This is a genomic window from Micromonospora sp. DT227 (assembly GCF_049841835.1).
In the GTDB taxonomy this organism is placed as follows: domain Bacteria; phylum Actinomycetota; class Actinomycetes; order Mycobacteriales; family Micromonosporaceae; genus Micromonospora.
This window is the reverse complement of sequence record NZ_JBNCLA010000001.1, coordinates 434669-458109: the sequence shown is the minus strand read 5'-3', so window position 1 is coordinate 458109 and position 23441 is coordinate 434669. Positions and strand designations below refer to the sequence as shown.

The following is a 23441-nucleotide window of genomic DNA, read 5'->3' as shown; positions in this document are numbered from 1 at the left end:
GGTGTAGGCCCCTTCTTAACATGCGTTAAGGCGCGTGCGGCGTGTCAGGTGGGGTCGCGGGGTCGGTGGGGGCCAGCAGGGCCGCCAGGGTCGCGCCGCGCAGCAGCTCGGCCCGGCGCCGGCGATCCACCTCGCCACCGAGGAACGGAGTGGAGTTCATCAGGCCGAACGCGGCGTGCGCGAGCACCCGGGCGGCGCCGTCCGGCAGGCCCGGGTGCAGCGCGGTCAGCACCGTGACCCACTCCTCGACGTACATCCGCTGGAGCCGGCGGATCCGGCGGCGCGGCTCGTCCGGGAGGCGGTCCAGCTCGTGCAGGTGCAGCGCGATCACCGCGGGGTTCGCCAGCGCGAACTCGACGTGGAAGTCGATCAGCGACTCCAGCGCGCCGCGCGGGTCGCCCGGGCGGCCGGCGGCCCGCTCCCGGCCACCGGCGAGCAGCCCCTCACTGACCGGCACCAGCGCTGCGACCAGCATCGCCTCCTTGCCGGCGAAGTGATGGTAGAGCGCCGGACCGGTGACGCCGGCCGCCGCACCGATGTCGTCCATCGACACGCCGTGATAGCCCCGTTGGGCGAAGAGGCCGACCGCGATCTCCAGGATCTCGTCCCGCCGGGACCGGCGTCGGGCCCCGCCCGTCGCCCCCCGCGCCTGCTGTTCCACCGCCACCGGGCCAGCCTAGACCTCGCCTTCGAGGTGGGGGACCCGTGGTTACCCGCCGGTCAACGCCGAACCGAGGACCCGCTCCGTCCACCCCGCTGCGGCGGTTCGGGTGGGAGGTCGGGTGGGAGGGGAGCGGGCTCGAAGCCGGCCAGGCGGACGGCCAGCCGTCGGCGGGCCGGTGGCAGCGCCGAGGCGGTCCGGAGCAGCAGGTCACGCAACGGGCGGAGGGCCGGCGGGGCAGCGGCGAGCCGGGTGAGCCCGGCGGCGAAGCCGAGCACCTCCTCGGCCCGGGGGCGACGGTCGGCGGCGTACCGGTCGAGGGCCTCCGGGCCGGCGGCGAGCGCCTCACCGAGGGCGACCGCGTCGCGCAGCCCGAGGTTCATCCCCTGCCCACCGGCCGGGCTGTGCACGTGCGCCGCGTCGCCGGCGAGCAGCACCGGGCCGGACCGGTACCGGCTGGCGATCCGGTGGTGGATCCGGAACCGGGACGCCCACACCACCTCGGTGACCCGGTCCGGCCGCCGGACCGGGCCGCGCTCGTCGAGCAGGGCCTGAAAATGGTGCGCCCGCGGCTCGCGCGGCGCGGCGTCGACGGTGGCGACCAGCCGGACCGTGCCGTCGGGCAGCGGCGCCCAGACCAGCGGGCCGCCGCGCGACAGGAACAGGCTGACCTGGTCGCGCGGGAGCGCGCTGTCCACCCGCACGTCGGCGAGCAGGAACGACTCGCCGGGGTCGGCCGGGCCGCCGAACCCGATGCCGGCCAGCTCGCGGACCCGACTGTGCATCCCGTCCGCGCCGACCACCCAGCGGGCCCGGACCGCGCCGCCATCGGCGAAGCGGGCGGTCGCGCCGTAGCCGTCGAGGTCCAGCCCGGTCAGCTCGTACGACCGCAGCACCCGCCCGCCGAGCGCGGTGAGCCGGTCGGCGAGCACCGCCTCGGTCTCCGCCTGCGAGATCAGCAGCGCGTACGGATAGCGGGACGGCAGCCTGTCGAAACGGACGGTGAGCAGCAGCCGGTCCCGGTCCCGGACGCTGAACCGGGCCGAGCGCAGCCCGCGGGCGGCGAGCGGGTCCGCGACCCCGATCCGGTCCAGCACCTCCAGCGTGCCGGCGTGCACCACCGCGGCCCGCGAGGTGACCGGCGGCGCGGCCAGCCGGTCGACCACTGTGGTGGTCACGCCGTGCCCGGCCAGCGTGACGGCCACGGCCAGGCCGGTGGGTCCGGCGCCCACCACGAGCACGTCGGTGCGTTCGGGCAGCATCGCCCACCTCCGATAGGGTCAACAACTGTTTGCCAACGATTGTTGACATCACTCCGAAGCACTGTCAACGCTTGTTGGCCTACAGTCGTGGACATGACCGCACCGGCCTCCCCCGCCCGCCGCTCGGACGTCACCCGGGCGGCCATCCTGCACGCCGCCCGGGAACGCTTCGCCGCCGACGGCTACGATCGGGCCACCATCCGCGCCATCGCCGCCGACGCCCGGATCGACCCGTCCATGGTGATGCGCTACTACGGCAGCAAAGAGGGGCTCTTCGCGGCGGCGGCCGAGTTCGACCTGCGCCTGCCCGACCTCGCCCAGGTGCCCCCGGACCGGCTCGGCGAGACCCTGACCCGGCACTTCCTGCGCCGCTGGGAGGCCGACGGCACGCTCGTCGCGTTGCTCCGGGCCGCCCACACCAACCCGGGCGCGGCCGACCGCATGCGCGGCATCTTCGCCGACCAGCTCGCCACCGCGGTGGCACGGTCCGGCGTCGACCGGGAGACCGCCGCCCGCCGCGCCGGACTGGTGGCCAGCCAGATCCTCGGCCTCGCCCTGACCCGGTACGTGATCCGGCTGCCCCCGGTGGTCGACCTCGACGCGGACGAGCTGGCCCGGTGGGTCGGCCCGACGATCCAGCGCTACCTGACCCAGCCGTCCCCCGAGGCGATCGAGGGGTGACCGGCCGGCCCCGACCGGAGCCGGCCGGGAACGCTCAGTGGGTCAGGCCGCCGGGCTGGTCGCCCTTGACGACGGGCGCCCGGACCAGGTTGCCCCACTCGGTCCACGAGCCGTCGTAGTTGCGCACCTGCGGGAACCCGAGCAGGTGGTGCAACACGAACCAGGTGTGGCTGGACCGCTCGCCGATCCGGCAGTACGCCACCACGTCGTCGGCCGGGCTCAACCCGAGCTGGTCGGCGTAGATGGCGCGCAGCTCGTCGGCCGACTTGAACGTGCCGTCGTCGTTCGCGGCGGACTTCCACGGCTTGCTCACCGCGCCCGGGATGTGCCCGCCGCGCAGCGCGCCCTCCTGCGGATAGTCCGGCATGTGCAGCATCTCGCCGGTGTACTCACCCGGCGACCGCACGTCGACGAGCGGCCGGCCGGCCGCCACGTGCGCCATGACCTGCTCCCGGTACGCCCGGATCGGCGCGTCGTCGCGCTCCGGCACCGGGTAGGAGGCGCGGGGCCGGCTGACCTTGTCCCGGGTCAGCTCCCGCCCCTCGGCGATCCACTTCTGCCGGCCGCCGTCGAGCAGCCGCACGTCGGCGTGGCCGAAAAGGGAGAAGACCCAGAGGGCGTACGCGGCCCACCAGTTGAAGTTGTCGCCGTAGAAGACGACCGTGTCGTCGCGGCCGATGCCCTTGGCCGCGCACAGCTCGGCGAAGCTGGCGGCGTCCAGGTAGTCGCGGGTGACCTGGTCGTTCAGCTCGGTGTGCCAGTCGACCTTGACGGCGCCGGGGAGGTGACCGGTGTCGTAGAGGAGCACGTCCTCGTCCGACTCGACCACCACGAGGCCCTCGTCGCCCAGGTGCTCGGCCAACCACTCCGTGGTGACCAGGCGCTGCGGGTCGGCGTACGACTGGAGGCGGGGATGCGGATCACTCGGCACAGGCATGAGCCCCAAGGTACGCCGGATCGGGCGCGCCGGATGTGACACCGGCCCCACCACCCGACCGGACCGTACGGATGATCACGCCGTCGGGAGGATCGGGATGCAGCGGATCCGGCTGGTCGTACGTGACAGTTGCGAACGCCCCCGACCGCGGAGGACCGCGATGACCCCACGGCAACAGACCGGGCCGCCCCGGGCCGGGACCGCACCGGCGGACTTCACCGAGTTCTACCGGGCCCACTTCCACCGCATCGCGGTGCAGCTCTACGCGTACCTGGGTGACCACGGCGAGGCGCAGGACCTGACCCAGGAGGCGTTCTGCCGGGCGCTGGAACGCTGGCCCCGCATCGCCGGGTACGACGATCCGTCCGCGTTCGTCCGTCGGGTGGCCTGGAACCTGGCCACCAGTCGGCTGCGCCGGATGCGTACCGCCGTGCGGCACCTGGCCCGGCAGCGGGAGGAGCACGTGCCCGGCCCGGAGCCGGACCGGGTGGCGTTGCTCGACGCGCTTGCCGTCCTGCCCGCCGACCAGCGCCGCGCGATCGTGTTGCACCACCTGGCGCACCTGAGCGTCGCCGAGATCGCCCAGCAGGTCGGTGCGCCGGAAGGCACCGTCCGGTCCCGGCTGTCCCGGGGCCGGGCCGCGCTCGCCCGTCACCTCACCGAGACCGGATCGGAGTTGCGCCGTGCCTGACCTGGAGGAACTGTTCGTCGAGTTCGAGACCGCGGCGGCACCGACCTTCCGGCCGCCCGGCGTGGCCGACGCGCAACGTCGCATCCGGGAGCGCCGGCGGCGGCGCGGCCTGCTGGCCGGCCTGCTCGCCGTGGCGCTGGCCGGGCCGGCCTCGGCGCTCGCGGTCGCCCATCGCGGCGACCGGCCGGGACCGCTTCCGGCGCCGTCGGTCTCGCCGAGCGAGGCGACCGGCCGGCTCACCGTCCGCACGGTCACCCTTCCCGGGGTACGCGGTGCGCTGGCCGACCTGCGCTTCGTCTCCTCCCGGGCCGGTTGGGCGCTCTTCGACACCTGTCCGGCCGAGGAGTCGGTGAGTGGTTGCCGGCGTACCGTCGCGCGGACCACCGACGGTGGCGTGACCTGGCGGCCCACCGACCTGCCGGCGGTGCCCGACGGCCTGGTGCAGATCCTGCCCGTGGACGCGGACACGCTGGCCGTGACGACGCGCGGCGGATACCTGGTCACGACCGACGGCGGGCGCACGTTCACCAGCCACCCGTACGACGCGCCGCCGGCAGCCGTCCGGCGCGTCTTCGCCACCCCGAGCGGGCTCTACCTCGGCTGTCCCCCGGACGGCGTCCGACTGGACTGCGAGCGACGACGCGTGCTCCGGGTGAGCGGTGGCCAGCACTTCCGGCAGCCGCCGGTCACGATGCGGTCGGACACGGAGGACACCCTGGTCGAGGGCGCGGACGGCCGGCTCTGGCTGGCCGTCTGGTCCGCCGGGAGACTGACCGTGGTCACCAGCTCCGACCAGGGTTCCACCTGGCGGAAGCTGCCGACGGTCGCGGGCGCCCGGCAGCTCGTGCTCGCCCCGGACGGGCGGGACGTCTGGCTGATCCGGACCGACCGGCCGAACGGCACCTGGCGACCGGCCGGCGAAGGTTGGCAGCCCGGGGCGGACCTACCGGACGACACCGCGACGGTGGCCGCGCCCGGCGACGGTCTCCTGGTGGTCGCCGACGCGTACGGCGGGTTGGGGTTCGTGACCGGCGGTCGCTACGCCGAGGTGCCCGAGCTGCGCGAGGCGTTGCGGACGCCGGCACCGGACACGGCGCTGGGCGTCCTGCCGGACGGCACGATCACGGTCCGGCACGGGCCGTCGTGGTTCCTCGGCGTCGGTCGGGGGACGGACCGGACGTGGGTGCGGTTCTCCTGACCCCGCCCGGCTGGCCGACGGTGGTCAGGCGCGGCGGTGCACCAGCCGCCCGGCGACCACGGTGGCCCGGCAGGAGCCGTCCGCGTCGAACACGGCGAGGTCGGCCCGGCCACCGGCCACCAGCGTCGGGGGCCGGGCGGCGGGCCGCACCGCCATCCCGTTGCGGGTCGCGGCGGCGCGTAGCGCCGGATCGGTGACGTGCGCGTCGAGCACCGCGGCGACGCCGAGCCGGAACAGCGCGTGCACCCGTTCACGCGGCGTCGGCGCGGGCGGCAGCGGGCCGTCGTGCATCCGCGCCGGCCCGAGCGTGCCGGCCCACCGCCGCACCCGCACCTCGGGGTACGCGCCGGTCAGCTCACCCAGCGGCGCGACCGCCTCGACGCGGTCGCCGCCCACCAGGACCGCCAGCCCGGCGCGGGGCTCGTCGTCGAGGGTGAGCCGCAGCAGGGCCGCGACGTGGACGGTGCGCACCGCTCAGCCGGCGTCGACCGGGCCGAGCACGGGCCGCTTGGCGGTGACGAAGTCGCCGGAGGAGCGGCCGGTCAGCCGACGCTTGATCCACGGCGCCAGGTGCCGGCCGGCCCAGCGCAGGTCGGCGCGGCGGGCGGCGAGCCACGGGCTGGGCGCCGGGTGCGGCGGCACCATCAGCCACTCCTCCTCGCAGCCCACGCCGAGCGCGCTGAGCACCTGCGCGGCAACCCGCCGGTGCCCGGCCGCCGACAGGTGCAGCCGGTCGGTGCTCCACAGCATCGGGTTGAGGTACGCCTCGTCGGCGTAGAGGTCGACCAGGATCGCGCCGTGCCGCTCGGCGACCTCACCGACGGCCCGGTTGAGCAGCGTCACCCGAGGCGCCACCAGCCGCTGACCGGGCAGCCGGGCCATCACGTCGGCGAACCGGAACAGCACCACGTCGCTGCCGCCGGACCGCAGCCGCCCGACCACCGCGTCGAAGCGCGGGACGAAGACGTCCGGGTCGAAGCTGCGGCGCAGCACGTCGTTGCCGCCGGCCGCGAAGCTGATCAGGTCGGGCTTCATGGCCAGCGCGGCCGGCACCTGCTCGGCCACGACGTTCGGGAACAGCCGGCCCCGGATCGCCAGGTTGGCGTAGCGGAAGTCGGGGCCGGCCTCGGCGGCGAGCCGGGTCGCGACCAGATCGGCCCACCCCCGGTAGCTGCCGTCCGGATATGCGTCGTCCATGCCCTCGGTGAAGCTGTCGCCCACCGCCACGAAGCTGCGCCAGCGCACGGCGCCTCCCTCCGACGTCCCCCGCAGAAGCGTCGTCCAGTCTGTCACCGCCCGGTGCGCTCCCGCTCACCCCCCGGGCCCGGACGTGGTGGACGTCTCGGCGCCGGGTGATCCACAGGGTGGACCGCCCGGCGCCGAGATCAACTCACGGCACGTAAGCCAGCAGTGCCGCCCGGCCCAGCCCGGCCGGCTCGGTCACCGTGCCGACCGGCCGGAACCGCTGGTCCAGGACGGTGATCCCGGCGGCCCTCCGGACCAGTACGGTGCCGTCGGTGGTGAAGAGGATGCTGCGGACCGCACCGTCGCCGGGCAACTCGACCACCTTGCTGGTGGTGGTGTCGACCACCGCGAAGCTCCCGTCGTTGCGGGACGTGTCGGTGTTGATCCAGCCGACCGCCACGAACCGGCCGTCCGGGGAGACGCTGCGGACCCGCCAGCCATCGTGCCGCGCAGCATCGGCCTTCGGCGGCGTGTAGCGGTAGAAGGTGGCCCTCCGGCCGTCTGTCGCGTACGGCCGACCCTCGGAGACGGCAGCCCAGTTCCGCCCGTCCGGGGTCCACCACTTGAGGGTCTCGTTCCCGGCGTCCCCGACGACCGGCCGACGGGTGGACAGGTCGAGGAGCGCGGCGTGCCCCTCCTGCTGCACCAGCAGCCGGTCGTTGGTGTTCCACACGAGCGGTTCGTCGCCGACGCAGGCGGTCCTGCCGGAGTACGGCGTCCGCTTCCCGATCGTGGCCCGGCCGGTGCCGTCGACCAGTGCGGTCACGAGCGTGCCGGTCTCCGCCCCGGCCGTGGCCTCCACCCAGGCCAACCGCTCGCCGTACGGGGAGATGGTGATCGTGTTCCGGACGCAGTCGCCGGTGCCGTACGGCACGCTCGTGGTCACCCGGTCGGTGTCGCCCCGGACCGCGTGGATCTCCGCCGCCCGGTCGCCGAACGCCAGGTAGTAGCGAGTGCCGGCCAGGGTGGCCGACGAGGCCGCCGGGGTGGCGGGAACGGCGGTCGGAGTTCCGTCGGCGGCGGCGGAGGCGAACGACCGCGCGGTGGTGGGCGCGGACGGCGTGGTTCCGGTCTCGCCGCAGGCGCTCGTCCCTGCCGTGACGAACACGGCGGCGGCGAGGGCGGCAACGGTACGCAGTCCGCGAGCGGTGTGGATGACGTTCACAATCGGGTCCCCGGCTTCGGTGAGGCGTGGGTCTGACGCAGTGCCAGACGTCGGTTTCGGTGCGGATGGTTGCCGCGCATGCTCCTCACAGGTGTCGGCAAACCGTCACGGCACGTACGCCAGCAGGGCCCGGTTCCGGGCCGGGGCCGGCTCGGCCACCGTCCCGAGTGGCTCGAACGCGCTGTCGAGGACCGTGATGCCGGTTCCCCGCCGCAGCAGCACGGTGCCGTCGGCGCTGAACAGGACGCTGCGCACCTCGCCCGTGCCGGGCAGGTCGACGACTTTGCTGGTGGTGGTGTCGACCACCGCGAAGCTGCCGTCCCGACGGGACGGGTCGGTGCCGATCCAGCCCACCGCCACGTACCGGCCGTCCATGGAGACGCTGCGCGCCTCCCAGCCGCCCCACTTGTCGGCCTCCTGCTTCGGCGGCGTGTAGGTGTACTGCCGCGTCCGGGTGCCGTTCGTGACGTACGGCTTGCCGTCCGCCACCGCGGCCAGCCAGGTGCCGTCGGCGGACCAGCAGCGATCCGTCTCCTGGCCGGGGTCGCCGATGATCTGCCGCTGGGCCTGCGCGTCGTAGAGCACGGACTGCCCGTTCTTCCGCTGCACCATCAGCAGGTCGTCGCTCTGCCAGCGCAACGGCCGACTGCCGAGGCAGCTGATCCCCTCGGCCAGCGTCCTCGCCCCGTCGTCCCCGACGGTGGCGATCAGCAGGACGCCGCTCATGTTGTTGTCGGTGCTGTCCTGCACCCACACCACCCGCTTGCCGTCCGGCGAGACGCTGACGGTGTTGGCCTCGCAACCGCCACCGGAGTGGACGACCTCGTGGACCACCCGGTCCTGGGTGCCACGGACCGCGTGGATCCGGGACCGGGCGGACGTCTGCTCCAGGTAGTAGCGCGTGCCGGCCAATGCCGACGACGGCTGGCCGGGGCCCACGCTCGGCCCCTTCGACGGCGAGCGGGACGGCTCGACGGACGGTGTCGGGGTGGGCTGCACCGGCGGCGGGGTGCTGGTCACCGACGGGAGGGCCGGCGCGGGCGCCGAGCCGTCCGGCCGGATCGCGAGCGCGGTCCCGGTCGCGGCGGCCAGCGCCAGCAGTACGGCGGCGGAGGTGGCGACGGCCCGCCGGACGGCGAGCCGGCGGGAGGTACGCAGGGCCCGGTCCCGCAGGTCGACCGGGGTGACCTCGTCGGCCAGGTCGGCCAGGTCGAAGCGCAGGCGATCCTGGTTCATCGGACGGTTCCTTCCGTGGCGTACAGGTCGGCGAGTTCCGGGGCGACGGTGCGCAGCTTGGCGAGCGCCTTCGAAGTCTGGCTCTTGACCGTGCCGACGGTGACGCCGAGCAGGTCGGCGGCCTCGGTCTCGGTGCGGTCCTCGAAGAACCGCAGCACCAGCACGGCCCGCTGTTTCGCGGACAGCCGGGCCAGCGCGGCCCGGAGCGTGAGCCGGAGCGTGGTCTGCTGGGCGTGGTCGGGAGCCGAGTCGCCTCCGCGGGGCTCGGGCAGGTCGCCCGTCATCGACTCGGCCACCCGGCGGCGTCGCCACCAGGAGACCTGGAGGTGGTACATGATCTTCCGGGTGTACGCCTCCGCGTTACCGCTGTCGTGCAGCCGGCTCCAGGAGCGGTGGGTACGGGCGAGGGCGGACTGGACGAGATCCTCGGCCAGGTGCTGGTCACCGGTGAGCAGGTAGGCCGAGCGCAGGAGCGCCGGTGTGCGGGTGCGCACGAACGAGTCGAACTCACTCAGGAGAGGGTCCACACGAGCCGATCCTTCGGGTCAGTGGTGCGTCGGTCTGATGCCTCCCCAGACGTCACCCCGCCGCTCGATGGTTGCCGCCCGTCGGGTGGTCGGTCCCGGCGGCTCAGTCCTCGAACACCGACCAGCAGATGTCGTTGCGCAGCCGCTGGTCGTCGAGGACCAGCTCACGGATCGCCGGCGGGAGCTGGTCGCGCTGCCAGCGGCACTCGCGTCGGCCCGCCGCGTCGGCCTCCCCGCGCGGCGCGGCGGCCCGTACCGCCTTGATGGCGTACGCGGCGGCGCCGAGTTCGTGCGCGGCGACGTGGGCGACGACCCCGGCCTGGCCGGCCGCGTACGCGGCGTGCCGGGCGGCTCCCCGCAGGTCGCGGGCCGCCCCCATGGCGTGACCGCCGGCCGCGCGGGACACCATCATCGTGATGTCGCCGCGCACCCAGGCCCGGATGTGTTCGATCGCCTGGCGCGGTCGCGGATCGTCGGGTCGGACCGTCTCGAAGAGACCGAGGACATGTTCCGCGCACGAGGCGGCCCAGAGCGCGAGCAACCGGTGGTCGTCGTCGGTGAGCGTCCCGCCCCGGCGGATGGTCACGAAGCGGGGGTCCCGGACCTTCGGCAGGATCACGACGGGTGCTCCGTTCCGTCCGTGCGCAGGGCATCGTCCAGTTTGCTCATCAGCCGGGCGGCCCGACTGCTGCCGCCGGTCGCCGGCGGGTAGCGGCGGAGCACGTCGACGAGCACCGGGGTGGCCCACCGCCGCGAACGGTCCAGCAGCGCGTCACCGACCGCCGGGTCACCGCCGGCGGTCAGCTCCCCGATCCGCGCCGCGCTCGCCGCGGCCCGCAGGATGTGGCCGACCTGGCTGGCCTGCGCGAGCGGATGCAGGTACGCGGCGGCGGCGGCATCGCCGGCGGACCGCGCGGCCAGGCGCGCGGCCTCGGTGGGCGCGGACCGGGCGGCCCGGTGGGCGTCCACGGCCGTCACGCGTTGCCGTCGCGTCCGGTCGGCGCCGTCGACGAACGCGCGGGCCGCGTCGATCGCCGCCCGGGGCCGGGGATCATCGGGTACGGCGTGCTCGAAGACCGGCAGGACGTCCTCGGCGTGCCGGACCACGTAATGCGCCACGACACGCAGCTCGTCCATGGTCAGGTCGAAGTCCCCGGACACGACATTCCTGCGGGTGGTCACGTCGGTGGATCGTATCCCTCGACGGCGCGCCCGGCAGCGCCTCGACGGTAGGGCCCCCAGCCGACGAACCTGTCGAACAGTTCGCGTGCGGTCGGGCCGTGGTGCGGGGCGAGCCGGAACAGGTCGTGGGTGGCCTCGTGGTAGAGCCCGGAGAGGTAGACGGCCAGGTCGACCGGGTGGTGGGCGTACTCGGTGGTGAGCAGCAGGCGGGCCTGGGCGCAGGGCCACGGTGCGCCGCAGGCGCGGCAGAGCCACAGTGGTCGGATCGGCAGGTGCGCCGGGTGGCCCGGCGGGCAGGGACGCGGTCGGTCCGGGTACGGCCCGAGCCGGGGTACGGGCAGGTTCATGCGTGACAGTGTGCTGATCAGACCACTACGCTTGGAAGTCGCCACGGCCGGGGCGGGGCGGATCCGGGAACCCTACGGCTGAAGGCCGAGCTGAGTCAGGAGGAGTTCGGGAAACTCGTGCACTTCTCCAACTCGCAGGTGTCGGCCGTGGAGCTGGGTCAGCGTCCGCTGGACCGGTTCTTCCTGAGCCGGGCCGACGAGGTGCTGGGCACCGGTGGGCTGTTGACGTCGCTGCTGAAGCTCGCCGAACGGGACGGCCAGCCAAGCTGGTTCCGCCCCTGGCTGGACGCCGAACGCCAGGCCCAACAACTGCGCACCTACCACTCGTCCCCGGGCTGCTCCAGACCGAGAACTACGCCCGCGCCATGATCCGCACCGACGACCTGATCAGTGATGACGAGGTGGAGCGGCGGCTCGGGGTTCGACTGGACCGGCAGGCGATCCTGTCGAGCGCCAACCACCCGAAATACATCGCGGTCATCGAGGAGTCCGCCCTGCGCCGCGCCGACGAGAGCTGCCGGGGGTTGATGGCCGAGCAGATCGCCCATCTCATCGAACGCACCGAGCACCCGCACATCGACGTCCACATCGTGCCGACGCGGGTCACCATGCACGTCGGCCTGGTCGGCCCGTTCGCTCTGGCCCGTGGCACGGACGGCGGCTGGGTGGGTCATCTCGAAAACCAACTCGGCGGCGTGGTGGTCGACAACGACGAGGACGTGGCGACGCTGCTGTCCAGATGGGAGAGTGTCCGGAGCGAGCGCTTCCGCGCCACCAGTCGGCCGAGCTGATGAAGGAAGTGATGACCTCATGGAGCTGACCGGCGCGATCTGGCGGAAGTCCACCCGCAGCGGCACGCAGGGCGACTGCGTCGAGGTGGCGGGCAACCTGGTCGGGATGGTCGGGGTGCGGGACAGCAAGGACCCGACCGGTCCGGTGCTCACCTTCACCGCCGACGCCTGGCGAGCCTTCGTCCGGGTCAGCGAGGGCCGCGGGTCGCGCTGATCAGCACCGAGTGCTTGCGTACCCGGAAGGCGCCCACCTCCAGCACGTCCCCGGCCAGCGGCAGCCGCTCGCCGAGCCAGGCGAACCAGTCCTGCGGGTTGGTGCCGTAGGCGTGCAACGCCATCCGGGCGGTGAGATTGCCGGTCGTCGTCGCGTACTGGCTCAGCGCGCGAGCCGACGGAGTGGCGGTCACAGGTAGAGGCAGAACGGATGGCCGGCCGGGTCGAGGTGCACCCGTACGTCGTCCTGCGGCTGGTGATCGGCCAGCGTGGCCCCGAGCGACACCGCGTACGCCGAGGCGGTCTCCAGGTCGTCGACCTTGATGTCGAGGTGGAGCATCATCGGCGGGTCCCCCGGCCCGGCCGGCCACACCGGACGCACGTACGCCGGCTCGTCCTGGAACGCCAGCGTGGCCCCGCCGCTCGGCGCGGCCAGCACCACCCACTCCGGCTCATCCTCGCTTCGCGGCCAGTCGAGCAGCCGCTCGTAGAAGCCGGCGAGTTCCTGTGCGGAGGGCGCGTCGAGCACGGTGGACGTCAACGAGAAACGCGGTCGCTCACTCATGGCGGTCTTCCTACCCGACGCATACGACGGTCACCCGACTCCGGGTGCCGGTACGGCAGCACCGGGCCGAAACGGATCGCCCGGTCCCGGCTGGTCGCCGTACGCTGCGGCAATGCTGCTGCGCATGTCGACCCTGCTGCTCCGGACCCTGCGCGAGGACCCGGCCGAAGCGGAGGTGCCGAGCCACCGGCTGCTGCTCCGCGCCGGCTACGTCCGCCGGGCCGCGCCGGGCGGCTACACCTGGCTGCCGCTGGGCAAGCTGGTGCTGGACCGGATCACCGCGATCGTCCGGGACGAGATGGTCGCGATCGGCGACCAGGAGGTGCACTTCCCGGCACTGCTGCCGGCCGAGCCGTACCGGACCAGCGGGCGGTGGACGGAGTACGGCGACGACATCTTCACGCTCGCCGACCGCCGGGGCGTTGAGCACCTGCTCGCGCCGACCCACGAGGAGATGGCCGCGCTGCTGGTGAAGGATCTGTTCACCTCGTACCGGGACTTCCCGGTGACGCTGTTCCAGATCCAGACGAAGTTCCGGGACGAGGCCCGCCCCCGGGCCGGCGTGCTGCGCGGGCGCGAGTTCCTGATGAAGGACGCCTACTCCTTCGATCTGGATCCGGCCGGGCTGGCGGCTACCTACGCCCGGCACCGCGAGGCGTACCAGCGGATCTTCACCCGGCTCGGGCTGGACTTCACGGTGGTGCGCGCGACGTCCGGCGCGATGGGCGGCTCGGCGTCCGAGGAGTTCCTGGCCGCCACGCCGGCCGGGGAGGACACCTACGTCGGCTGCACGGCCTGCGACTACGCGGCCAACACCGAGGCGGTGGTAACCCGTGCCCCGGCCGCCGGTGACCCGGACGCGCATCCCGCCACGGCGGTGCACGACACCCCGGAGACGCCGACCATCGCGGCCGTGGTGGAGGTGGCGAACACCCGCGCGCTCGCCGGCCGCACCGATTGGACCGCGGCGGACACGCTGAAGAACGTGGTGCTGGCCGTTCGCCGGCCCGGTGCCGAGCGGGCCGACCTGCTGGTCGTCGGCCTGCCCGGCGACCGCGAGGTGGACCTGAGACGGGTCGGGGCGGTGCTGGCCCCGGCCACCGTGGCCGTGTTCGACGACTGGGCCGCGCATCCGGAGCTGGTCCGGGGCTACCTGGGGCCGCAGATCCTGGCCAAGCACGGCATCCGTTACCTGGTCGACCCCCGGGTGGTCGCCGGTACCACGTGGCTGACCGGGGCCAACGAGCCGGGGCGGCACGCCACCGACGTGGTGTGCGGGCGCGACTTCGTGCCCGACGGCACCATCGAGGCGGCCGAGGTGCGGCCCGGCGACCCCTGCCCGTCCTGTGCCGACGGCGAGCTGACCATGCGGCGCGGCATCGAGGTGGGGCACGTCTTCCAACTCGGCCACCGGTACACCGACGTGTTCGCGGTGGACGTGCTCGGCCGCGAGGGCAGGCCCGTCCGGCCCGTCATGGGCTGCTACGGCATCGGCGTGTCCCGGGCGGTCGCCGCTGTGGCCGAGCAGCACCACGACGACCGGGGGCTGGTCTGGCCGGCCGCTGTCGCGCCGTGCGACGTACACCTGGTGGTGGCCGGGAAGGGGCCGCAGCTCGACGCGGCGCTCGACCTCGGCGGGCGGCTGGCCGACGCCGGCCTGCGGGTGCTCGTCGACGACCGGGCCACCGTCTCCGCCGGGGTGAAGTTCACCGACGCCGAGCTGATCGGCATCCCGCGCGCCGTCGTGCTCGGCCGCCGGCTGGCCGACGGGTACGCCGAACTGCGCGACCGGGCCACCGGTGAGCGCACCGAGCTGCCGGTCGACGCGGTCCTCGAGCGTCTGCGCGACGAGCTTGCCGCGACGCGCCGCAACCGGGTGTAGCGATCGTGCCACCGGGTACCGCAATCGGATCGACCGAGGCGTTTCGGAGGCTCTCATGTACCGCGTCAGTGACGTGATGACCAAGCAGGTTGTCTACCTTCCCGCAGAGACCCCATTGGACGAGGCGGCCCGGGTGATGAAGGAGTCGGACATCGGCGACGTGGTGGTGACCGACGGCGCCACGCTCGCCGGAATGCTGACCGACCGCGACATCGTGGTGCGCGCCGTGGCGGAGCGCGCCGACCCGGGCACCACCACGATCGGGTCGATCATCACCCGCGAGGTCGTCATGATCGAGCAGCACTGCACCGCGAACGAGGCGGCTGCGCTGATGCGCGAGCGCAACATCCGGCGCGTGCTGGTGTGTGACAGCGACCGAAAGCTGGTCGGCATCGTCTCCCTCGGCGACCTGGCCATGCAGCTGGACCCCCAGTCGGCCCTGAGCGACATCAGCGAAGCCGCCCCGAACTCGTGAAAGGCGGGGCCCCTTCTTAACGCCTCTGGTAGAGAAGGGGCCCCTTCTCACCACCAGAAGGGCGGATAGCCTCGACCCATGCCCGAGATGCCGACCAAGCTGGCCGAGATCGTCGACGAGTTCGCCGCCGCCCCGCGCGACGTCGTGTTGGAGATGCTGCTGGAGTTCGCCGACGTGATCCCGCCCCTGCCGGAGGGAGTCAACCGGGAGGAGCTGGAGCAGGTCCCCGAGTGCCAGACCGCGTTCTTCCTGCGCGCCGAGGTGAACCCGGACCGCACGGTGAACACGGTCTTCGACTGCCCCCCGGAGGCGCCGACCACCCGGGCGTTCGCCGGCATCCTCGCCGACGGGCTGGCCGGGGCGAGCGCCGAGCAGGTGCTGGCCGTACCGGACGACCTCTACCAACGGATGGGCCTGGCCCAGGCGATCAGCCCGCTCCGGGTGCGCGGCGGCACGGCCATCCTGGCCCGACTGAAGAGGCAGGTCCGGGAACAGATCGCCTGACCGGCGGGTTGTCGCTGGTCATGGAGATCGAGATCTACGCCGACGTCGTCTGCCCCTGGTGCTGGATCGGCAAGCGCCGACTCGAACAGGCCCTCGACTCGTACGACGGCGAGGTGACCGTCCGGTTCCGGCCGTTCCAGCTCGACCCGACGCCGGTCGCCGAGCCGAAGCCGCTGTTGGACGCGCTGGGCGACAAGTTCGGCGGCCGGGACAAGGCCGAGGGCATGGCCGCCCACGTCTCCGGCGTCGCCGCCGGCGCGGGACTCGACCTGCGGTTCGACCGCGCGGTGGCGGCGAACACGTTCGACGCGCACCGGCTGGTGCGGTTCGCCACCGAGCACGGTCGGGCCGCCGAGACGGTCGAGCGGCTCTACCGGGCGCACTTCTTCGACGGCTTGGACGTCGGCTCGATCGACGTGCTCGTCACGCTCGCCGGTGAGGTCGGGCTGGACGAGACCGAGGCGCGCCGCTACCTGACGTCGAACCTCGGTCGCCGCGAGGTGGCCGCCGACCTGAGCGCCGCGCACCATCTCGGCGTCTCCAGCGTGCCGACCTTCGTGCTGGCCGGGAAGTACGCGGTCACCGGCGCCCAGGAGCCGGAGACGCTGCTCGCCGCGTTGCGCGAGGTCGAGCAGCGCGAGGCGGCCGGGTGATGTTTCACGTGGAACAAGATCGATGCCAGTGAGCGGCTAGGCCGGTCGGGCCAGCCCGTCCACCACCTGCGCCCCGGGCAGCGCGCCGAGCGCCGGCCCGGGCAGGGCGATCTTGCTGTGGCGTACGCCCGATCCGATGATCACGTGCGGCGTGGCGATCACCCGCGCGTCGACCAGGATCGGCCATTCCTCGGGCAGCCCGATCGGGGTGATTCCGCCGTACTCCATCCCGGTCAGCTCCACCGCCTCGGCCATCGGCGCGAAGCTCGCCTTGCGGACGTCGAGCAACTTGCGGACCACGCCGTTCACGTCGGCGCGGGTGGTGGCGAGCACGATGCAGGCGGCGTACCGGATCTCGCCGCCACGCTTGCCGGCGACCACCACGCAGTTGGCCGACTCCGCCAGCTCCACCTCGTACGCCGCGCAGAAGGCCGCGGTGTCGGCCAACTCGGCGTCGATCGGGGCGACCAGCACCTCGTCCACGTCGACAGGTGCCTCGTCCGGCCACCGATCCACCGCCGCCGCGACCGGCGGAGCCAGCAGGTCCAGCCGGAGGCGGGCCGGCTCGGTCTTCAGCGTCCCCATCACGGGTGCGATCCTCGCACCTGTGCGGAGAATCCGCTCGCCAGCGTGTTAAGCGGGGCCCCCTGCTATGCAGAATCCGTTAAGCGGGCCCCCTCCTTACACCTCGGTGAGCTGGCGGCGTTGCAGCGGCTCCGGGCGGTTCGCCTCGGCGTCCTGGATGCCGTGCCGGACACCGACCCGGATCACGCCGTAGAGGAAGACGAAGCCGAAGACGTAGAGCACCACGGTGGCGACAAAGACCAGCATGGGCTCACGGTAGGTCGACGGCGGACGCGACCGGCTCTCGTCTTCGCCCCGTTCCCCCGTACGGGTCCGGTCAGGGCGCTGCCGGCGGGGTCACCCGGCCGGCGAGCACCAGACCGAGCAGGCCGCAGCCGGCCGCGACGGCGAGCGTGGCCGCGTAGCTGACCGGCCCGGGCGACGAACCGGCGGCCAGCACCGCCCCGGTCAGCGCCAGCACGGTGGCCGCCGCCAGCGAGTCGCCCAGTTGCAGCGCCGAGGAGTTCCGGCCCTGTTCGGCCGGGGCGGACAGCTCCAGCGTGAGCACCGACAGCGAGGGATAGAGCAGCCCCATGCCGAGGCCGGCGACCGCCCAGGCGGACACCGCGAGCGCCACCGGCACTCCCGGCAGCAGCGCCGACGCGACACCCGCCGTGCCGACCGCGATGCAGGCCAGCCCGGCCCGGGGCAGGCTGGCGGCAGACCGGGGCGCGGCGATCCGCCCCTGGAACCAGGAGCCCACCGACCAGGAGAGCGCCCCGACGGTGAGCACCAGACCGGCACCGGTGGGCGTGAACCCGCGTTCCCGGGAGAGCATCAGCGGGATCACCACCTCCGCGCCGACGAACGCCGCCGACGCCAGCCCGCGCAGGCCGACCACCGTCGGCAGCCCGCGCGCCGCCCGCAGGAACCCGGGCGGCAGCAACCGGGGTACGCAGGCGAGCATCCCGGCCAGCGCCACGCCGATCAGGCCGACGGCGTACGCGCCGCGCTGCTGCCCCCCGTAGTGCAGCAGCGCGGCGCTCGCCCCGGCGCCGCAGGCCCAACCCACCCGGGCCAGCGCGCCGACCGGCGGCCGGGTCGACGCGGCGCCGGCCAGCGTCCGCAGGCCCGGCTGGATCAGCAGCACCGCCGGCACCGCGACCGCCGGCACCGCGAGGAACACCCAGCGCCAGCCCAGGTGCTCGACGATCAGGCCGGCCAGCGCCGGACCGACGAGCGACGGCACCACCCAGGCCGCGGCGAAGGCGGCGAACATCCGCCGCCGCAGCCGCTCCGGGTACGCGTGCCCGACGATCACGTAGAGCGCCACGGAGAGCAGACCGGAGCCGAAGCCCTGCACCACCCGCCCGACGACGAGCGTCCCCATGCTGGTGGCGGCGCCCGCCACCGCCAGCCCGGTGACGAACCAGGCGACCCCGTGCCACATGGCCGGCCGGGGTCCGCGGGCGTCGCACCAGATGCCGGACGCCACCATCGCCACCACGCCGGAGGCGAACGGGCCGCCGAAGGCCAGCGCGTACAGGCCGAGCCCGTTCAGGCTGCGCGCGACCGTCGGCATGGCGGTGCCCACCGCGAGCGCCTCGAACGCCAGCAACGACACCAGGGCGACGCTGCCCACGGTCATCGCCCGCAGGCGTGGTGACCAGAGGTCCCGGTCCTCCGCTGCGGCGGTGGCGGCGATCGTCATGCACCCAGCCTGTGACCTCAACCGCGGTTGAGGTCAACTGTGGGCCCGGTCTCGTCAGGCGGTCTCCAGCGCCTCGCCCACGCCCTTCACCAGGCCGGAGAAGTGCTGGTCGGCCAGGACGTGCCCGGCGGTGATGACCAGTGCCAGCGGCCACTCGATGACCTGCAAGGCGGTGAGCACCCCGATGCCGGCGTAGTAGGCCAGCTTGTCCGGTGGGGGCACCGCCACCTCACCCAGCAGCGGCACGTCCACCCGCCGGCTGTACGCCCGGACCATTTCCCGCGATCCGCTCAGATGTCGGGTCAGTGTGCTCATCCCAGCCTCCCCGGTTGCGACGACGGCATCGACCCGATCGGCATTCCACCGCCCCCGTCGTCCATGCCCCGGGGCGGTGGGGAAACTTCCCCCTCCGGGAGGGCATAACGGACGTCGCGCCGGGAAGTCGGGCCGCCGGGACGAGTCCGGGAGGCGAGATGGCGTACGGCTTCGCCGGTCTCCTGCTGGCTCCGGCCGCCGTACCGGACGCGGTCGCGCGGGTCGCCCGTACCGTCGGTTCGGTCCTGCCCGGCGCCGCCGTGCCGACCGGGGTGACCGAGGCGGCGGGCGCGGTCGGCACGGCCGCCACCCGGCTGGCCCGGACGGCCGGCCTGACCCGCCGTCGGGTGTGGTCCGCCGACGGCCGGCACCACATCGAGGTGCACGGTGTCTGTCAGGACGGCGGGGACGGGCTGGCCCGGCAGGTCGAGGCGGCGCTGGAGGCGGTGCCCGGCGTGGCCTGGGCGCGGGTGAACGCGCCGTCCGGCCGGGTGGTGGTGGCCACCCGGGAGCCGGCGCCGAAGCTGCGGGACCTGATCGACACGGTGGCGCGCGCCGAGCACACCTGCCCGTACGAGCCGGACCCGGAGATCCCGCCGCCGCATCCGCCCGAGGAAGGGCCGCGCACCCCCCGTACGCTCGGCGCGCTGGCTTCCGACGCGCTCGGCCTGACCATCTCGGCGGCCACCCGGATCCTGCCGTTCACCCCGGTCCCCGGGGAGGTCGCGGGACTGCTGAACGCGGTCGACCTGCACCCGAAGCTGCACGCGCTGGCCGACCGGGGTCTCCGCGCCGACCCCCGCGCCGAGGTCGTCTTTCCGCTGGCCGAGGCGGTGGTGCAGGGCCTCACCGGAGGGTGGGCCGGCATCGTGCTCGACGGCGCGCAGCGGGTGGTGCAGTGGGGTGAGGCGCGCGCCCAGCTCGCCGCCTGGAGCCGCGCCGAACCGCGGCTGACCGGCGACCCGGACCGGGCGGTCGCCCGGGTGCCGGACGGTGAGCGTCCCTGCCCGGTCCCGGACGGCCAGGCCGAGCGTTACGTCCAGCGGATGCTCGCGGCGGGCGCGGCGGCCGGCGCGGCGGCGGTTCCGTTCGCCGGCGGCAAGCGGGCCGCCGCGCTGGCGCTCTCCGCGCTGTCCAAGGCGCCCGGCAGCGGTCGCGAGGGGTACGCGGCGCAGCTCGGCCGGATGCTGGCCCGGCGCGGCGTGATCGCGATGGACCGCAGCGTGCTGCGCGAGCTGGACCGGATCGACACGGTGCTGCTGGACGCGGCGGTGCTCGGCTCCGACCGGGGCGTGCTGGCCGACCTGGCGCCGCTGCCCGGCGCCGACACCGGCCAGGTGGCCGCCCGGGCGTTCGCCCTCTTCGACCCGGCCGACCCGGACGCGGTACGCGCCGACGACGGCTGGCAGATCGGGCCCTTGGACCGGCTGGCCGCCGAGGACCCGGGGGACACCCCGGACAGCGAGCGGTTGCGCTCCGACGGCGGACGGCTGCTCGGGCTGGCCCGGGACGGTCGGCTCGCCGCCGTGCTGCGGGTCGAGCCGGAACCCGCCCCCGGGGTGGACGCGCTGGTGTCCGCCACCCGCCAGGCCGGGTTCCGGCTCGTCGTCGGCGGCGCCGAGGACGGCCGGTACGACGTGGGCGACCGTCGCGTACCGGGTGGGACCCGGCTCGCCGACGCGGTACGTGACCTGCAACGCGAGGGCGCGGTGGTGCTGGTGGTCTCCGGCGAGCGGTCGGCGCTCGCGGCTGCCGACTGCGGTCTCGGCGTGGCCGCGCCCGACGACCTGCCCCCGTGGGGCGCGCACCTGCTGGTCGGCGACGACCTGCGCGTCCCGGCCCTGATCGTCGACGCCGCCGGGGTGGCCCGCCGGATGACCCGGCAGAACATCCGGATCGCCATGGCCGGCAGCGGGCTCGGCGCGCTCGGCGCGTTCACCGCTGACCGGCGGCAACTGCCCGGCCGGACCATGGCGGCGGTGAACGGCGCCGCCGCGGTCGCGTTCGCGCACGGCGTGTTCCGGGCGCACCGGCTGCCGGACCGCACCGGCACCCCGGTGCCCGCGCTCACCGCCTGGCATCTCATGCCGGTGGAGACCGTCCTCGACCAGCTCGACACGCACTCCGGCGGGCTGACCGACGAGGAGGCGGACCGTCGGCGGGGTGCCGGTCCCGGCGACGGCCACGGGCCGGCCGGGCTGCTCCGCGCGTTCGTCGACGAGCTGTCCAACCCGCTCACCCCGGTGCTGGCCGCCGGCGCGGTGCTCTCCGCCGCGTTCGGCTCCCTCGTCGACGCGGCGCTGGTCGGCGGTCTGGTCGGCAGTTCCGCGCTGATCGGCGCCGTGCACCAGCGCAACACCGAACGGTCGCTGGCCGAGCTGCTGTCCCGCTCGGCGGTCACCGCCCGGGTACGGCGGGACGGCGCGGAACGGGTGGTGCCCGCCGAGGACCTGGTGCCGGGCGACGTGGTGAGCATCTCCTCCGGGGACGCCGTACCGGCCGACTGCCGGGTGCTGACAAGTGACGGCCTGGAGGCCGACGAGTCGTCCCTGACCGGCGAGTCGCTGCCGGTGGCGAAGAGCGCCGACCCGGTGGTCGCGGCGGCGATCGCCGAGCGGCACTCGATGCTGTTCGAGGGCACCACGGTGGCCGCCGGGCACGGCACCGCCGTGGTGGTGGCCACCGGCGCGGAGACCGAGTCGGGGCGGAGCCTGGCGCTGGCCCGGCAGGCCCCGCCGGTCAGCGGCGTGGAGGCGCGACTGGGGAAGCTGACGAACAGCGCCGTACCGCTGGCGGCCGGCTCGGCGATCGCGGTGGCCGGGGCGGGGCTGCTCCGGGGCGTACCCCTGGCCGAGACGGCGGCGACCGCCGCGAACCTGGCCGTGGCGTCGGTGCCGGAGGGGCTGCCGTTCCTGGTCAGCGCCGCGCAGTTGGCGGCGGCGCGGCGGCTGGCCGCGCACGGCGCGCTGGTCCGCAACCCGCGCACGATCGAGGCGCTGGGCCGGGTCGACGTGCTCTGCTTCGACAAGACCGGCACGCTGACCGAGGGGAAGCTGCTGCTGGCCGGCGTGGGCACCGGCGACGACCGGTACGCCGCGGCGGACCGCCTCGACGACGAGCCGCTCCGGTCGACGCTGGCCGCGGCGCTGCGGGCCACTCCGGCCGCGGCCGACCCGGACGAGTTGCCGCAGCAGACCGACCGCGCGGTACGCCGGGGCGCGAACAAGGCCGGGGTGACCGAGCGCACCGGCGCGGCGGAGTGGACCGCGACCGGTGGGCTGCCGTTCGAGCCGTCCCGGGGCTACAGCGCCACGGTGGGTCGCACCGCCGACGGGTCGCTGCTCAGCGTGAAGGGCGCGCCCGAGTCGGTGCTGCCGCGCTGCGCGTCCCGGCGGACCGCCACCGGTGACCGGCCGTTGGACCCGGCCGGCCGGGACGAGGTGCAGGCCATGCTGGCCGACCGGGCCGGCGCCGGGCACCGGATCCTCGCCGTGGCCGAGTGCCGGGTGTCCACCGACGCGGTCACCGACGAGCAGGTCGACGGCCTGGTCTTCGTGGGTTTCCTGACGCTGGCGGACGGGGTGCGGGAGAGCGCCCGGCCGGCGGTGGAGCGGATCCGGGCGGCCGGCGTGCACACCATCATGATCACCGGTGACCATCCGGCCACCGCCGAGGCGATCGCGGCCACCATCAGCCCCGACCACGGCCAGCAGCGGGTGGTGACCGCGACCGACCTGGACCGGCTCGACGACGGCGCGCTCGCCGAGCGGCTGATGGCCACCGACGTGGTGGCCCGCTGCACGCCCGCGCACAAGGTCCGGATCATCCAGGCGTTGCAGCAGCGGGGCCGGACCGTGGCGATGACCGGCGACGGCGCCAACGACGCCCCGGCGATCCGGCTGGCCGACGTGGGCATCGCGCTCGGCCAGCGGGGCACTCCGGCCGCCCGCGCCGCCGCCGACCTGGTGGTCACCGACGACCGGCTGGAGACGATCATCGCCACGCTGGTCGAGGGGCGGGCCATGTGGTCGTCCGTCCGGCACGCGTTGAGCATCCTGGTCGGCGGCAACCTCGGCGAGATCGCGTTCAGTGTGCTGACCGCCGCCTCGACCGGCCGGTCCGCGCTGACCGGGCGGCAACTGCTGCTGGTCAACCTGCTCACCGACCTCGCGCCGGCGCTCGCCATCGCGGTCCGGCCACCGGCCGACGACCGCGCCGACCACCTGCTGCGGGAGGGCCCCGACTCGTCGCTCGGCGCCACCATGACCCGGGAGATCGGGCTGCGCGCGGCGGCGACCACGCTGGGCGCGACCGCCGGCTGGACGCTGGCCCGGTGGACCGGCACGCAACGCCGGGCCGGTACGGTCGCGCTCGCCTCGCTGATCGGCACCCAGCTCGGCCAGACCGTGCTGGCCGGCGGCACCAGCCCGACCGTGCTGGCCGCCACCGCCGCGTCCGTCGGCGTGCTGGTCCTGGTGGTGCAGACGCCCGGGGTCAGCCAGTTCTTCGGCTGCACCCCGCTGGGCCCGGTGGGCTGGACCATCGCCACCGGTTCAGCGCTCGGCGCGACGTTCGCCAACGGCGCGCTGACCCGGCTGGTGGACCGCCTGCCGCAGCCCGGCTCGTCCTGACGGGG

26 protein-coding genes and 1 pseudogene are annotated in these 23441 nt (G+C 74.4%); 10 read left to right on the top strand and 17 right to left on the bottom strand.

Translation table 11 applies throughout. The features are described 5' to 3' along the window. Positions 1–25: 25 nt before the first annotated feature. Positions 26–667 (bottom strand): TetR/AcrR family transcriptional regulator, encoded by a 642-nt coding sequence (locus ACLQ2W_RS02315; RefSeq protein ID WP_357298874.1) that lies wholly within the window; start codon positions 665–667, stop codon positions 26–28. Positions 668–720: 53 nt separating this feature from the next. Then, positions 721–1923, bottom strand: a complete 1203-nt coding sequence (locus ACLQ2W_RS02310) for an FAD-dependent monooxygenase (protein WP_425785048.1) — start codon at positions 1921–1923, stop codon at positions 721–723. Positions 1924–2016: 93 nt separating this feature from the next. On the opposite strand from ACLQ2W_RS02310, the gene ACLQ2W_RS02305 reads away from it, so the two are divergent. Then, positions 2017–2604 (top strand): TetR family transcriptional regulator, encoded by a 588-nt coding sequence (locus ACLQ2W_RS02305; RefSeq protein ID WP_425785047.1) that lies wholly within the window; start codon positions 2017–2019, stop codon positions 2602–2604. A gap of 34 nt (positions 2605–2638) precedes the next feature. Here ACLQ2W_RS02305 and ACLQ2W_RS02300 read toward each other — a convergent pair whose 3' ends face one another. Further along, complete coding sequence (locus ACLQ2W_RS02300) at positions 2639–3541, bottom strand: sulfurtransferase (protein ID WP_425785046.1); 903 nt, start codon at positions 3539–3541, stop codon at positions 2639–2641. A 160-nt stretch (positions 3542–3701) separates the two neighbouring features. On the opposite strand from ACLQ2W_RS02300, the gene ACLQ2W_RS02295 reads away from it, so the two are divergent. After that, the gene (locus ACLQ2W_RS02295) at positions 3702–4232 is read left to right on the top strand and encodes an RNA polymerase sigma factor (RefSeq protein ID WP_107158163.1); all 531 of its coding nucleotides are present in this window, start codon (positions 3702–3704) and stop codon (positions 4230–4232) included. After that, positions 4225–5430 (top strand): WD40/YVTN/BNR-like repeat-containing protein, encoded by a 1206-nt coding sequence (locus ACLQ2W_RS02290; RefSeq protein ID WP_425785045.1) that lies wholly within the window; start codon positions 4225–4227, stop codon positions 5428–5430. The genes ACLQ2W_RS02295 and ACLQ2W_RS02290 overlap by 8 nt, the downstream gene beginning before the upstream one ends. Before the next feature lie 24 nt (positions 5431–5454). Here ACLQ2W_RS02290 and ACLQ2W_RS02285 read toward each other — a convergent pair whose 3' ends face one another. The 8 genes from ACLQ2W_RS02285 to ACLQ2W_RS02250 all read right to left on the bottom strand — a co-directional run bounded on the left by ACLQ2W_RS02285 (position 5455) and on the right by ACLQ2W_RS02250 (position 11132). Next, positions 5455–5901: a hypothetical protein gene (locus ACLQ2W_RS02285; RefSeq protein WP_425785044.1), complete on the bottom strand. Its 447-nt coding sequence runs from the start codon at positions 5899–5901 to the stop codon at positions 5455–5457. Positions 5902–5904: 3 nt separating this feature from the next. Further along, positions 5905–6675 (bottom strand): SGNH/GDSL hydrolase family protein, encoded by a 771-nt coding sequence (locus ACLQ2W_RS02280; RefSeq protein ID WP_405091817.1) that lies wholly within the window; start codon positions 6673–6675, stop codon positions 5905–5907. 145 nt (positions 6676–6820) lie between these two features. After that, positions 6821–7840 carry a hypothetical protein gene (locus ACLQ2W_RS02275; protein ID WP_425785043.1) on the bottom strand — a complete coding sequence of 340 codons (1020 nt, stop codon included), beginning with the start codon at positions 7838–7840 and terminating at the stop codon, positions 6821–6823. Between the two features lie 105 nt (positions 7841–7945). After that, complete coding sequence (locus tag ACLQ2W_RS02270) at positions 7946–9076, bottom strand: TolB family protein (RefSeq protein ID WP_425785042.1); 1131 nt, start codon at positions 9074–9076, stop codon at positions 7946–7948. Next, positions 9073–9603, bottom strand: a complete 531-nt coding sequence (locus tag ACLQ2W_RS02265; protein WP_107158158.1) for a SigE family RNA polymerase sigma factor — start codon at positions 9601–9603, stop codon at positions 9073–9075. Before ACLQ2W_RS02265 ends, ACLQ2W_RS02270 begins: the two co-directional genes overlap by 4 nt. A 103-nt stretch (positions 9604–9706) precedes the next feature. After that, a complete protein-coding gene (locus tag ACLQ2W_RS02260) occupies positions 9707–10222 on the bottom strand; it encodes a putative immunity protein (RefSeq protein WP_425785041.1) in 516 nt (171 codons plus the stop codon). Next, positions 10219–10785, bottom strand: coding sequence for a putative immunity protein (locus ACLQ2W_RS02255; protein ID WP_425785040.1), 567 nt, complete (start codon positions 10783–10785; stop codon positions 10219–10221). Before ACLQ2W_RS02255 ends, ACLQ2W_RS02260 begins: the two co-directional genes overlap by 4 nt. After that, entirely contained in the window at positions 10782–11132 is a 351-nt protein-coding gene (locus ACLQ2W_RS02250; protein WP_425785039.1) for a hypothetical protein, read from the bottom strand. Before ACLQ2W_RS02250 ends, ACLQ2W_RS02255 begins: the two co-directional genes overlap by 4 nt. 90 nt (positions 11133–11222) lie before the next feature. On the opposite strand from ACLQ2W_RS02250, the pseudogene ACLQ2W_RS02245 reads away from it, so the two are divergent. After that, positions 11223–11952, top strand: a pseudogene (locus ACLQ2W_RS02245) (helix-turn-helix domain-containing protein). Further along, positions 11943–12137: a DUF397 domain-containing protein gene (locus ACLQ2W_RS02240; RefSeq protein WP_425785038.1), complete on the top strand. Its 195-nt coding sequence runs from the start codon at positions 11943–11945 to the stop codon at positions 12135–12137. The pseudogene ACLQ2W_RS02245 and the gene ACLQ2W_RS02240 overlap by 10 nt, the downstream one beginning before the upstream one ends. Here the strand turns inward: ACLQ2W_RS02240 and ACLQ2W_RS02235 are convergent. Both ACLQ2W_RS02235 and ACLQ2W_RS02230 read right to left on the bottom strand, forming a co-directional pair. Further along, positions 12112–12330: a hypothetical protein gene (locus ACLQ2W_RS02235; RefSeq protein ID WP_425785037.1), complete on the bottom strand. Its 219-nt coding sequence runs from the start codon at positions 12328–12330 to the stop codon at positions 12112–12114. The genes ACLQ2W_RS02240 and ACLQ2W_RS02235 overlap by 26 nt on opposite strands. Further along, positions 12327–12701 carry a VOC family protein gene (locus tag ACLQ2W_RS02230; RefSeq protein WP_425785036.1) on the bottom strand — a complete coding sequence of 125 codons (375 nt, stop codon included), beginning with the start codon at positions 12699–12701 and terminating at the stop codon, positions 12327–12329. Before ACLQ2W_RS02230 ends, ACLQ2W_RS02235 begins: the two co-directional genes overlap by 4 nt. A 112-nt stretch (positions 12702–12813) precedes the next feature. On the opposite strand from ACLQ2W_RS02230, the gene ACLQ2W_RS02225 reads away from it, so the two are divergent. From ACLQ2W_RS02225 to ACLQ2W_RS02210, 4 genes are all read left to right on the top strand, one after another. Beyond that, a complete protein-coding gene (locus ACLQ2W_RS02225; protein WP_425785035.1) occupies positions 12814–14583 on the top strand; it encodes a proline--tRNA ligase in 1770 nt (589 codons plus the stop codon). Between the two features lie 55 nt (positions 14584–14638). Next, complete coding sequence (locus ACLQ2W_RS02220) at positions 14639–15058, top strand: CBS domain-containing protein (protein WP_107158151.1); 420 nt, start codon at positions 14639–14641, stop codon at positions 15056–15058. 78 nt (positions 15059–15136) lie between these two features. Continuing rightward, positions 15137–15562: a SufE family protein gene (locus ACLQ2W_RS02215; protein ID WP_425785034.1), complete on the top strand. Its 426-nt coding sequence runs from the start codon at positions 15137–15139 to the stop codon at positions 15560–15562. 20 nt (positions 15563–15582) lie between these two features. Next, complete coding sequence (locus ACLQ2W_RS02210) at positions 15583–16215, top strand: DsbA family oxidoreductase (RefSeq protein WP_425785033.1); 633 nt, start codon at positions 15583–15585, stop codon at positions 16213–16215. Between the two features lie 36 nt (positions 16216–16251). On the opposite strand, the gene ACLQ2W_RS02205 is transcribed toward ACLQ2W_RS02210, so the two are convergent. From ACLQ2W_RS02205 to ACLQ2W_RS02190, 4 genes are all read right to left on the bottom strand, one after another. Further along, positions 16252–16800, bottom strand: a complete 549-nt coding sequence (locus ACLQ2W_RS02205; RefSeq protein ID WP_425785032.1) for a YbaK/EbsC family protein — start codon at positions 16798–16800, stop codon at positions 16252–16254. 96 nt (positions 16801–16896) lie between these two features. Beyond that, on the bottom strand, positions 16897–17046 hold the full coding sequence (locus ACLQ2W_RS02200) for a hypothetical protein (RefSeq protein ID WP_199199841.1): 150 nt from the start codon (positions 17044–17046) through the stop codon (positions 16897–16899). A 70-nt stretch (positions 17047–17116) separates the two neighbouring features. Continuing rightward, positions 17117–18490, bottom strand: a complete 1374-nt coding sequence (locus tag ACLQ2W_RS02195; protein ID WP_425785031.1) for an MFS transporter — start codon at positions 18488–18490, stop codon at positions 17117–17119. A 54-nt stretch (positions 18491–18544) separates the two neighbouring features. Then, positions 18545–18805, bottom strand: a complete 261-nt coding sequence (locus ACLQ2W_RS02190) for a hypothetical protein (protein ID WP_281933880.1) — start codon at positions 18803–18805, stop codon at positions 18545–18547. 158 nt (positions 18806–18963) lie between these two features. Here ACLQ2W_RS02190 and ACLQ2W_RS02185 point away from each other — a divergent pair, with 158 nt between their 5' ends. Beyond that, complete coding sequence (locus ACLQ2W_RS02185; RefSeq protein WP_425785030.1) at positions 18964–23436, top strand: HAD-IC family P-type ATPase; 4473 nt, start codon at positions 18964–18966, stop codon at positions 23434–23436. The last annotated feature ends 5 nt before the right edge of the window (positions 23437–23441 follow it).